We start from the raw sequence: 11,185 nt of genomic DNA on the forward strand, positions 1-11,185 counted from the left end.
GGTCAAGACCAGCATCAAGGACAGTCAATGACCTGTGATCAGATTCCGAAACTGGCCAGCAGCTATATCGGCCGTGATCTTTCGGCAGTGATACGGCTGAAGTTCGCGTTCCATCTTGTTCAATGCAAATCCTGCCGCGCCTATATGCGGGGGTTTCTGAAGGCACGTGATCTTGCCGTGCAAAGCCTGCAGATGCCGGCGCCGGATGCATTGATGCAAGCGCTGGGCCTGCATGAGGATGACCAGAAAGTGCGGGGTTGATACCCGGAAAATTAGAAGGGGCAGGTATCATACCCGCCCCTTGTTGATATCAGGCTGTGCCGCGAACGGGATAATCATTCGCCATGATGAATTTCAGCGCGCCCAGCAGGTCGCCCAATCCGGGGCGGGCAAAGGGAACGTTCTGGATATACAGGGCATAGATCGTTCCATCCGGCTGGATCACGGCAATGCCCGGCTCGGCAAATTTGGCAGGCTCGGAATCCTTGGCTTTGGCCGAGATGAAGAGACCCCATTCCCGCGCCGATTCCTCGGTCAGTTTGTTGCCCAGCGTCAGGTCGCCGACGTTCCACTCCTGCTTCTGGCGGGAAAAGCGTTCGTCGTCATCCATCGATACCGCGGATACGACCACATTCGCCTCGCGGAACGCCGCTTCCTGCTCTGCCAGTTCCTGCAACTGATCCTTGCATTTCGGGCAATGGACACCGCGGTAGAAAAAGACCACGGAGAAGCCACCCTCGGGGGCGGTGGGTGCAGTAAATGCATTGCCGTCAGCGGCAGTTGCGTGAATGGCGGGGGCTTTGCTGCCGGGCATCGGGGTTTGATGTGTCATATCTCATCTTCCTGTAAAGGAACTACGGTTACCTGGGCCGGGCCCGAAGCAACCGCAGAACGTTCGAATTTCGTGTTCTGCGGGTTTTAAACGCCCGCCCGGTATGGTGGTTCCAATGGGCATCATCTCTGCTGGCCTGTAACAATCCGTAATAACGGACGGTATTTCCAGCGTGCATTGGCGATTTTTGCCTTATGAAATGATTTTTCACAAAAACTTGAGGGTCGGCGTCCTGCTGGAAGACCCGTTAAAAACAGGGCGAATACCCTGTTTCGGGGAAATTCGATGAAAAAGAGCCGATTAAATCAGACCGATTTTCAATGTTACGGTGCCCTCACTGTTCTGTAACTTGCCTGTTCGTGCCATTCCCGCAATTTTTGAAACGAGTATTTCAAAAACCGGAGAAGCACATCGTGACTGTGCACCTTCAGCCACGCCCCCGAGGGCGCCCCCGCGGATTTGACGCGGCCAATGCACTGGAACAGGCTTTGCGTGTTTTCTGGACGCGTGGGTATGACCAGGCGTCGGTTGATCTGCTGTGCAGCGCGATGGAGATGCCGCGGGCCACGATGTACAGCCTGTTCGGCGACAAGGACGGCTTGTTTCTGGCTGTCGTGTCCCATTACGCGCAGACACGGCTGAGCTTTGTGGCTGAAACCCTGTCATCGGGGAATGATCTGTTGCAGGATTTGCACGCCTTTTTCAAAGGGGTGGTGCAGCTTTCAACGGCAGGCCGGGATCCGGCGGGCTGTCTGATTTCCTGTGTGCTGGCAGATGTTGCCGCCACCAACGCCGAATTCCGGGATGAGCGGAACCGCAGGTTCGACGCGCTGGAACAGCGCCTCGAGGCACGTCTGCTGCGCGATGGATGGCCCACATCCGGAAGCTGCCCTGCCAATGTGGCCGCCTCGCTTGCTGCGGCAATGGCGCGGGGGATCGTGCAACGCGGGCGGACCGGACAAAGCGCGGATGATCTTTATCCCGTTGCCATATCCGCCGCCGAAGCGCTGTACAGAATGCGCGACACCCTACCTGAAAAATGACCGATTATTGTCATCACCCCTGATAATTCCGGCCCCGATATCGCCCTGTTTCAACATACGCCTCAAACCGAAAAGAACCCCTGATGAAAAAATTAGTTCTTGTCGCTGTCGCCGTAATAATAATTGCTGCTCTTTTTATTATATTGCGTGGACAGGACCTAAGCATAGAAGGGCTGCGCCAATATCTGGCCGGAATTTCGGATCTGCGCCAATCCCGTCCGTTCACTGTCGCGATGGTGTTCCTGCTGGCCTATATCGCGGTGGCGGCGCTGTCCTTGCCGGTTGCGGTCTGGTTGACGCTGGCGGGGGGCGCGTTGTTCGGCTTCTGGCAGGGGCTGGCGCTGGTGTCCTTTGCCTCGGCCATCGGGGCAACGCTTGCCTTTCTGGCGTCGCGCTATCTGCTGCGTGACTGGGTGCGGGCCCGCCTGGGGCGTCGCACGCAGGCCATCGAGGCCGGGTTGGAGCGGGATGGCGCATTCTATCTCTTCTCGCTGCGTCTTATTCCCGTGATGCCGTTTTTCGCAACAAACCTGCTGATGGGGCTGACGCCGATCCGTGCGCTGACATTCTATGTGGTCAGCCAGGTCGGAATGCTGGCCGGCACTGCGGTATATGTGAATGCAGGCACCCAGCTTGCGGCACTCGACAGCCTGTCGGGCATTGTCTCGCCTCCGCTTCTGTTTTCCTTTGCGCTGCTGGCGGTATTCCCATGGATTGCCCGCAAGGCGATCGCCATCTGGCGGCAGCGTCAGGTCTATGCCGGCTGGCAACGCCCCAAAAGCTATGACCGCAACCTTGTCGTCATCGGTGCCGGATCGGCCGGTTTGGTCTCTGCTTATATCGCGGCCGCGACCAAAGCCCGTGTAACGCTGGTCGAGGCGGGGGAAATGGGCGGTGACTGCCTGAATTACGGCTGCGTTCCGTCAAAGGCGCTGATCCGCAGTGCCACGCTGGCCCACCAGATGCGCCATGCCGGAGACTGGGGCCTGAATGACGCAGCGCCCGTCGTCCCGTTCGGCAAGGTCATGGACCGCGTGCATCGGGTTATTGCGGATATTGCCCCGCACGACAGCGTGGAGCGGTATACGAATCTCGGCGTCGAGGTGAAGAAGGGATATGCCCGTCTGATCGACCCCTGGACCGTGCAGATCACCGATGCCAGCGGCGCGAGCGAACGGCTGACCACGCGGTCGGTCATCATCGCCACCGGCGCGCGCCCGTTCGTTCCTCCACTGCCCGGCCTTGATCTGGTCGATCCGCTGACCTCCGACAATCTTTGGGAAAAACTGCAGGGCCGCGAGCATGTTCCCCCCCGTATGGTTGTGCTGGGCGGTGGTCCGATCGGCTGTGAACTGGCGCAGTCCTTTGCCCGTCTGGGATCGAAGGTGACCCAGATCGAGATGTCGGAACGCCTGATGATGCGCGAGGATCCGGAGATTTCGGAACTGGTGCGGGAGTCGATGGTGGCGGACGGCGTGGACGTGTTGACGAACCACAAGGCAGTGACCTGCGGTCATGACGGTGCCAAATGGATCGAGGTGGAGCATGATGGACAGACACAGCGCATCGAATTCGACGAGATCATCGTGGCGGTGGGCCGGAGTGCGCGCCTGACCGGCTTTGGCCTTGAAGATATCGGCATCCCGACCGATCGCACGGTGGAAACGAATGAATATCTGGAAACGCGCTTTCCGCATATTCTGGCGGCGGGCGATGTGGCGGGGCCCTATCAGTTCACGCATGTCGCCTCGCATCAGGCATGGTTCGCCAGCGTGAATGCGCTGTTCGGTTCGATCAAACGGTTCAAGGCCGATTACCGTGTCATTCCCTGGGCCACATTCACCGACCCCGAAGTTGGCCGTGTCGGGCTGTCCGAAACAGACGCCAAGGCGCAGGGCGTCGCCTATGAGGTGACACGATACGAACTGGCCGAACTGGATCGGGCGATTACCGATGGTGCCACGCGCGGCTTTGTAAAGGTGCTGACACCGCCCGGCAAAGACACCATTCTGGGGGTGGCCATCGTGGGTGATCATGCCGGTGATCTGGTGGCGGAATTCGTGATGGCGATGAAGCATGGGCTGGGACTGAACAAGGTGCTTGGAACGATCCATATCTATCCGACCTGGGCCGAGGCCAATAAATCCGTGGCCGGTGAATGGCGGCGCGCCCATGTGAACCCGCGTCTGCTGACAATTGTCGAGCGTTTCCACACATGGAGGCGCGGATGATCGACGCCCGCATCCTGCCGATGCAGCGCGTCGTGCTCAATGTGCCCGCGCGCTGGTTGGCAGGGCGCGGGGCGGGTGCCGATGCCATAAGCCTTGTCGGGTTCGGCGTGGGTGTGCTGGCGGTTCTGGCAGTGGCTGCCGGGATATGGTGGCTTGCTGCGGTGCTGATCGGTGTGAACCGGATCATGGACGGGCTGGACGGTGCCGTGGCGCGGATCAACGGTCCGACCGATCGCGGGGCATTTCTGGATATTACGCTGGATTTCCTGTTCTACGCGCTGATCCCTGTCGGATTCGCGCTGCATGATCCGGTGCAGAATGCGCTGCCGGCGGCCATCCTGATTGCGGCTTTCGTGGGGACAGGCTCTTCCTTTCTGGCCTATGCCACGATCGCGGCCAAGCGGGGCAAGGCGGCATCTGCCTTTCCCCAAAAGGGAATCTATTACCTTGGCGGCCTGACCGAGGGCGGGGAAACGATCGCCGTGTTTCTGGCAATGTGCATCTTTCCCCAATCCTTTGCCTTGTTGGCCTACATCTTTGCCGCGGCCTGTGCTGTAACAACCGCTCTACGCTGGCGTATGGGCTGGACGGCATTTCGATAACCCAAGAACCGGAGACCCGAATGAAGCCCTTTCTGATCATGGCGGCCCTGGCCCTCGGGACATCGCCGGCCCTGGCCGAAGACTGGCAAGCGACGCTGGATGCAGCCCGTGGTCAGACCGTGTATTTCAATACATGGGGCGGTGATGAACGGACAAACGCCTTCATTGCCGATCTGGGCAAGCGTACCGAGGCGGCATATGGCGTCAGCATCCGGCAGGTCAAACTGGCCGATACGGCGGACGCCGTGGCCCGTGTTCTGGCGGAAAAAACCGCCGGTCGTGATACGGAGGGGGCGGTGGACCTGATCTGGATCAACGGCCCGAACTTCATGACGATGAAGGACAAAGGGCTTTTGCACGGTCCCTTCGTCGCGGATCTGCCCAACTCTGCGGCGCTGGATATGACCGAAGGGTCGGCCAATACCGTTGATTTCACCATTCCGGTCGAGGGGATGGAGGCGCCCTGGAGATTGGCAAAGTTTGTCTTTACCTATGATTCCGACCGTATCACCCCGCCGCCCGCGGGCATGGCGGGATGGGTGGATTGGGCAAAGGACCACCCCGGCCGGATCACACATCCCGATCCGGCCAACTTCATGGGGGCCACCTTTCTGAAGCAGGCCCTGATCGAACTGGCCCCCGAAGACACCGACCTTTCGATTGCCCCCACCGATGCCAGCTTTGCAACGGCGACGGCACCGCTGTGGGAATGGTATGACGCGCTGCGGCCCTATCTGTGGCGTGACGGGAAATCCTTTCCCGAAAACGAATCCGCACAGCATCAGATGCTGAATGACGGCGAGGTGGATATGTCCATGTCGTTCGACCCGGCCTCGGCAGCTGCGGCCATCGGTGACGGGTTATTGCCGGAAACGGTGCGCGTCTTTGTGCCCGCAGCGGGCAGCATCGGCAATGTCAGCTTTGTGGCGATCCCCTATAATGCCGCGCATATGGCGGGGGCCAAGGTGGTGGCGAATACGTTGCTGGCCCCTGAAACGCAGGCGCGGATGCAGGATATCGATGTGCTTGGATCGTTCTCGGTTCTGGATCCTTCCTTGCTGGATGACGCCGGGCGTGCCGCTTTTGCCAGCCTGCCGACCGCTGAGGCCCTGCCGACATTGGATGATCTGGGTCCTGTCCTGCCTGAACCACACCCGGACTGGATGCCCCGCCTGACGCTGGAATGGCAGCATCGCTACACCCGATGAGCGGGCAGGGTGCCATTTTCATCCGGGGCGCGGCAGGCGCCCTGATCGTGGCCGGACTGGCGGTGCCGGTGGCCTTTGGAATGTGGCACAGTCTTGGTGCCAGTTTCGGGTATTTTCCCGCAATCGGCGCGACGCGACTGTCGTTCGAGGCGTGGCAGGGGCTGGTCGCACTGCCCGGCCTGTGGCGCGCTGCGGCGACGGGGCTGTTTGCCGGCCTTCTCTCCACGGCCATCTCGGTCATGCTGGCCTTTGCCGTGCTGGCGGTTTTCCATGGCAGGCTGCGCCACGGCACATTCAGCCGTATCCTGACCCCGTTGCTGGCTGCGCCCCATGCCGCCATTGCCATCGGTATGGTGTTTGTCATTGCGCCTTCCGGCTGGATTGCCCGGATGCTTGCGCCGCTTGTCGGCTGGGCCTATCCGCCGGATATTCCCACGGTGGGTGATCCATGGGCGCTTGCGCTGGTTCTGGCGCTGGTGGTCAAGGAACTGCCCTTTGTGGTTCTGATCCTGCTGGGATCAATGACGCAGATCCCGGTTCGCCAGCATATGGCGACCGGACGCTCGCTGGGATACGGGCGGGCGGCCTGCTGGCTATGGCTGGTCTTTCCCCAGCTGTGGCCCCTGATCCGCCTGCCGGTTCTGGTGGTTCTGGCCTTTGCGATATCGGTCGTCGATATGGCGATGATCATCGGGCCGTCCAATCCGCCCACGCTGGCGGTGATGGTTGCACGCCTGTTCGCGGACCCCAATGTGGATGCGATCCTTCCAGCCTCGGCGGGCGGGGTGTTGCAACTGGTGCTGGTAGGGGTGGGCTTTGCTGCGTTGCTTGGCGCCCAGATCCTGGTTCGGCAACTGGGGCGCTTGGTCTTGCGGTGCGGATTGCGGCTGCGGTGGCTGGACAAGGTGCTGTCCCTTCCGGCGGCATTGGCTGTCGGGGTGGTTCTGCTGGCAGGATTGGGGCTGATGTCCCTGTTGATCTGGTCGGTCAGCTTTGTCTGGCGGTGGCCGGATCTTTGGCCCGCATCCCTGTCGATGCGGGCATGGCGGGGGGCGGCCGAGAGTTGGCAGGGCGCTGCGGGCACCTCGCTTCTGGTGGCGGTCTGTTCGACCGCCATTGCGCTGCTTGTTGCGATTGTCTGGCTGGAAAGCGGTGATCGCACTGGGCGCGGGGGCACGTCGATCTGGTTGCAGTTCGCGATATACCTGCCGCTTCTGATGCCGCAGATCTCGTTTCTGATCGGGCTGGGTGGAATGACACTCCAAAGCGGTCTTTTTTCTCCTTTGGCGCTTGTCGTCTGGGGGCATTGGCTGTTCGTATTTCCCTATGTCATGATTGCACTGGCCGATCCGTGGGGGGCGCTGGATCCACGGCTGGAGCGGACCGCCGCCGCCTTGGGGGCAGGGCCGTGGCGGCGCTTTGTCCGGGTAAAGCTGCCGGCCCTTCTGACGCCCATTTGTACCGCAGCGGCAGTGGGTTTTTCCGTGTCTATCGCCCAGTATCTGCCCACATTGTTTCTGGGGGGCGGGCGCATCGTGACACTAACCACCGAAGCGGTAGCGCTTTCCTCGGGGTCCGACCGGCGGGTGGCAGCCGTTCACGCAACGCTGCAGGCGGTGTTGCCGCTGCTGGTCTTCGTGCTCATGTTTGCCATTCCCGCGACCCTTCATCGTAACCGCCGCGCCCTGCGGGGAGGATTTTCCAAATGAGCCTGCAACTGGACCGCCTGACCGTGACGCGCCCGAACGGCGAGGCCATGTTCGCGCCGTTGACGCTGACCGTGGAAACCGGCTGTATTGCCAGCGTCATGGGTCCGTCGGGGATGGGGAAATCCACGCTGCTGGCAGCCATCGGCGGGCATCTGGCTCCGGGATTCCGGACGCAGGGGCATGTGCTGCTAACGGGTCGCGATGTGACGCATCTGCCCGCCGAGAAGCGTGGGGTGGGGATCATGTTCCAGGAGGCAGTGCTGTTTCCGCATTTGTCCGTGGCCGACAATCTGGCCTTTGGACTGTCGGCGCGGGTGCGGGGTCGTGCGGCACGGCGCGCCGCAGTGGAGGCGGCCCTGGGGCAGGCGGGGTTGGATGGCATGGGGCAGCGTGATCCGGCCACACTTTCGGGGGGACAGAGGGCGCGGGCGGCCCTGATGCGGACGCTGCTGTCCCAACCCTGCGCCATTCTGCTGGATGAACCGTTTTCCAGCCTTGATCCGGAGTTGCGACAGGACATCAGGGCCTTCGTATTCGACAGTATCCGGAGGGCACAGATCCCCGCCCTGCTGGTAACCCATGATGTCAAGGATGCAGAGGCGAGTGGGGGCGGTCTGATCGGACTCGCGCCCGCTGCGGCTACATCTGCAGGGCGTGCATGAACCGCCGGTCGATCCGGTCTTTCCATCGCCACAGCCAGCGCCCGTGCAGGGTCATGCCCTGCCATTCGGCCAAGGCGGTCTTGCCCCCCAGAGAGATGATCTTCAGATAATCCCGCTGCGGGATATAGGGACGCAGAGGTGTTCCGTGATGGGTGGCCAGCAGGTTGTGCAGCAGGGTCGGGGCCTGCCGCACGGCGTAGACACCCGCCTTGGGCCGGGGAGCATGCATCATGGCAGCGCAGTCCCCCGTCGCAAAGAGGCCCGCCGCGCCTTCGACCTGCAGGGTGGGTGCGACCCGGACAAATCCCGCATCGTTGACCGGCAGGCAACGTGCCAGCCACCCGTGCGCCCGTGCGCCGGCAACCCCAAGCACCATGCCCGTCGGCATGTGGCTGCCATCCCTCAGTTGCAGGGCACCATCATGGATGCGGGCCACCTGCGCATTCACCAGTACCTGCACGCCGGCGCGGTCCAGTGCCCCCCGCAGCAGACGCTGTCCTTTGGGGCCCAGAGTGGCGGCAATTCGTGTTCCGGCCTCGATCAATGTCACGGGTCCGCTCTGGCGCCGGGCCAGCGACAGCGCGATCTCGACGCCTGCCACGCCCCCGCCGATGATGGCGACGGGCGCATCGGGGCGCAGGCTGCCTATGCGTGCGACCAGCCCGTGAAAGGGTTTGATAGGCACCGCATGTTCTGCAAACCCCTCGATTTCAGGCATGAGAGAGTGGCTGCCGACATCCAGCGCGGCCAGATCATACTCCAGCACCTCTCCGTCGTTCAGGGTGGCGGTCCTGCGGATGGGATCGATACTTTCGATATGGCTGTGCCGGTGTGCGATATGATGGCGGGCGGCAAATTCCGCCACATCCACACGCATCTGGGACAAGGTGTAATGCCCGGCCAGCCAGCCGGGAAACATACCCGAATAGGTGGCGGCGGTGGCCATTTCGACCAGCACGATAGAGGCATCGGGAAGGGCCGCGCGTAGCCGTTTTGCCGCCAGAAGGTTCGTATGGCCGGCCCCGAGCAGCAGGATACGCAAGGCACTGTAATCCGGCATCTGCATCACCTTTCAAATGCGGCAGGTTGTGGCGAACCGTCGCCTATCGTGCATAAAACAGTGCCAGCCGCTAGGAATATACGCAACCGTCGGGCAAGGTGGCCGGGAACTGTTTTGAAAGGGACCATCGAATGCGCCAACTTCTCATTGCTGCGTCGCTCTGCCTTGCTGCCACGGCCAGCCATGCCGATGAATGGGTCATCAAGCAAAGCACATCTGATGTGACAAGCACGGCTGACCGCATGGAGGCGGTGATCGAGGCAAGCCCGGCCAAACTGGTGGCGCGTGTGGACCATCAGGCCGCAGCCAAGGGGGCCGATCTGGAAATGGGGCCTGCGACCGTGTTGATCTTCGGCAACCCGGCCCTTGGAACGCCCCTGATGCAGGCTGACCCGCGCAGTGCGATGGACCTGCCGATCCGCGTGCTTGTGTGGGAAGAGGATGGAAAGACGAACATCGGATATCTCAGCACAGATACGCTCAAGGAACGCTATTCCTTGGACGATGCCTCCGAAATCGTTGACAGCATGGCGCAGGTTCTGGACCGCCTGACAGATATGGCGCTGCAACCTAACTGAGCAGTACCGGCTGGCGTGGCGACACTCACGCCAGCCCGAAAATCAGCATTCTCCCGGCGGCGGCGCCCGCCACCACAGCCCAAGGGGGAATGCGCCAGCGCACCAGTGCCACAAAACAGATCGCGGCCAGAACAATATCCACGCGCCCGTTGATGCCGCCAAGAAAAACAGGGTCATAAAGCGCCAGTCCCAATATGCCGACGACTGCCGCATTCGCCCCCTGCATGGCCGTCTGGGCATGAGGGCGCGCTCGCAGCTGCCCCCAGAAGGGCAGGGCCGCGATCAACAGCAGGAACCCTGGCGCGAACAGGGCAATCAGCGCAATCATTGCCCCGAGAATGCCATTCGGCGCACTGCCCCCTGCCGCCCCCAACCATGCGGCAAAGGTGAAAAGCGGGCCGGGAACGGCCTGTGCCAGACCGTATCCGGTGATGAACGTATCGGAACTGATCCACCCCCTTGCCACCGTCTCTGCCTCCAGCAACGGCAGGACGACGTGGCCCCCGCCGAAGACCAATGCCCCCGCACGGTAAAAGCCGTCGATCATGGCAAATCCCTGTCCCGAAGAGGACATGATCGGCAAGACGGCGAACAGAAAGGTGAAACAGGCCAGCGCCGTGATGCCCACGCCTTTGCCGACGGGAATGTGCATCTGATGCATCTGCCCGCCAGAGGCCCCGCATAATGCCATTCCTGCCAGCCCGCCCAATCCTATTGCAGCCATCATGCCGAATGATCCGGGCAGGAGGGTGATAAGGGCCATGGAGGATAGAGCGATGGCAGCCCGTGTCGCATCAGGGCACAGGGTTCTGGCCATTCCCCAAACTGCCTGTGCCACAATCGCGACGGCCACAATCTTCAGCCCGTGGATCAGCCCATGCGCCACATCCCCGTCCAGATGTACCGCCGCAAGTGCAAGCGCTGTCAGCAAGACGGCCGATGGCAGCGTGAATGCCAGAAATGCGGCGATTGCCCCGCCCCATCCCGCGCGCAGGAGGCCAAGGGCGAACCCCAACTGGCTGGAGGCCGGACCGGGTAAAAACTGGCACAAAGCCAACAGATCCGCATAGTTTTCTTCGGTCAGCCATTTGCGGCGAACGACCAGTTCATCCCTGAAATATCCGATATGCGCGACCGGGCCTCCGAAAGACGTCAGCCCGAGCTTCAGAAAAGCCCGAAACACTTCCAAAGCCGTGCCGGTCGGTGCCTTTTTCATGGTGCGAAACCTCTGCCGCATGTTTGCAGCGGACTGTGCAGGGC

The 11,185-nt window shown here is 61.6% G+C and carries 11 protein-coding genes; 8 read left to right on the forward strand and 3 right to left on the reverse strand.

The genetic code is table 11. The annotated features are described in order from the left end of the window. Positions 1-27: 27 nt before the first annotated feature. Positions 28-261, forward strand: a complete 234-nt coding sequence (locus TR36_RS13310; RefSeq protein WP_045388565.1) for a hypothetical protein — start codon at positions 28-30, stop codon at positions 259-261. Positions 262-310: 49 nt separating this feature from the next. Here the strand turns inward: TR36_RS13310 and TR36_RS13315 are convergent, their stop codons facing one another. Next, positions 311-832 (reverse strand): redoxin domain-containing protein, encoded by a 522-nt coding sequence (locus TR36_RS13315; protein ID WP_062763480.1) that lies wholly within the window; start codon positions 830-832, stop codon positions 311-313. Positions 833-1,245: 413 nt separating this feature from the next. Here TR36_RS13315 and TR36_RS13320 point away from each other — a divergent pair, with 413 nt between their 5' ends. From TR36_RS13320 to TR36_RS13345, 6 genes are all read left to right on the forward strand, one after another. Then, complete coding sequence (locus TR36_RS13320; RefSeq protein ID WP_052362503.1) at positions 1,246-1,875, forward strand: TetR/AcrR family transcriptional regulator; 630 nt, start codon at positions 1,246-1,248, stop codon at positions 1,873-1,875. 83 nt (positions 1,876-1,958) lie between these two features. Next, positions 1,959-4,106: an FAD-dependent oxidoreductase gene (locus tag TR36_RS13325; protein ID WP_062763482.1), complete on the forward strand. Its 2,148-nt coding sequence runs from the start codon at positions 1,959-1,961 to the stop codon at positions 4,104-4,106. Continuing rightward, entirely contained in the window at positions 4,103-4,708 is a 606-nt protein-coding gene (locus TR36_RS13330; protein WP_045388569.1) for a CDP-alcohol phosphatidyltransferase family protein, read from the forward strand. Before TR36_RS13325 ends, TR36_RS13330 begins: the two co-directional genes overlap by 4 nt. A 20-nt stretch (positions 4,709-4,728) precedes the next feature. After that, positions 4,729-5,916: an ABC transporter substrate-binding protein gene (locus TR36_RS13335; RefSeq protein ID WP_045388571.1), complete on the forward strand. Its 1,188-nt coding sequence runs from the start codon at positions 4,729-4,731 to the stop codon at positions 5,914-5,916. Next, entirely contained in the window at positions 5,892-7,625 is a 1,734-nt protein-coding gene (locus TR36_RS13340; RefSeq protein WP_082714977.1) for an ABC transporter permease, read from the forward strand. Before TR36_RS13335 ends, TR36_RS13340 begins: the two co-directional genes overlap by 25 nt. Beyond that, positions 7,622-8,287: an ATP-binding cassette domain-containing protein gene (locus TR36_RS13345; protein ID WP_062763484.1), complete on the forward strand. Its 666-nt coding sequence runs from the start codon at positions 7,622-7,624 to the stop codon at positions 8,285-8,287. The genes TR36_RS13340 and TR36_RS13345 overlap by 4 nt, the downstream gene beginning before the upstream one ends. Here TR36_RS13345 and TR36_RS13350 read toward each other — a convergent pair. Next, entirely contained in the window at positions 8,265-9,347 is a 1,083-nt protein-coding gene (locus tag TR36_RS13350) for an FAD-dependent oxidoreductase (RefSeq protein WP_045388577.1), read from the reverse strand. The genes TR36_RS13345 and TR36_RS13350 overlap by 23 nt on opposite strands. A 131-nt stretch (positions 9,348-9,478) precedes the next feature. Here TR36_RS13350 and TR36_RS13355 point away from each other — a divergent pair, with 131 nt between their 5' ends. Further along, complete coding sequence (locus TR36_RS13355; protein ID WP_045388580.1) at positions 9,479-9,925, forward strand: DUF302 domain-containing protein; 447 nt, start codon at positions 9,479-9,481, stop codon at positions 9,923-9,925. A gap of 25 nt (positions 9,926-9,950) precedes the next feature. Here the strand turns inward: TR36_RS13355 and chrA are convergent, their stop codons facing one another. Further along, positions 9,951-11,141, reverse strand: coding sequence for a chromate efflux transporter (chrA, locus tag TR36_RS13360; protein WP_153010572.1), 1,191 nt, complete (start codon positions 11,139-11,141; stop codon positions 9,951-9,953). Between the last annotated feature and the right edge of the window lie 44 nt (positions 11,142-11,185).

The organism is Falsirhodobacter sp. alg1 (assembly GCF_000739715.2).
Classification (GTDB): domain Bacteria; phylum Pseudomonadota; class Alphaproteobacteria; order Rhodobacterales; family Rhodobacteraceae; genus Falsirhodobacter.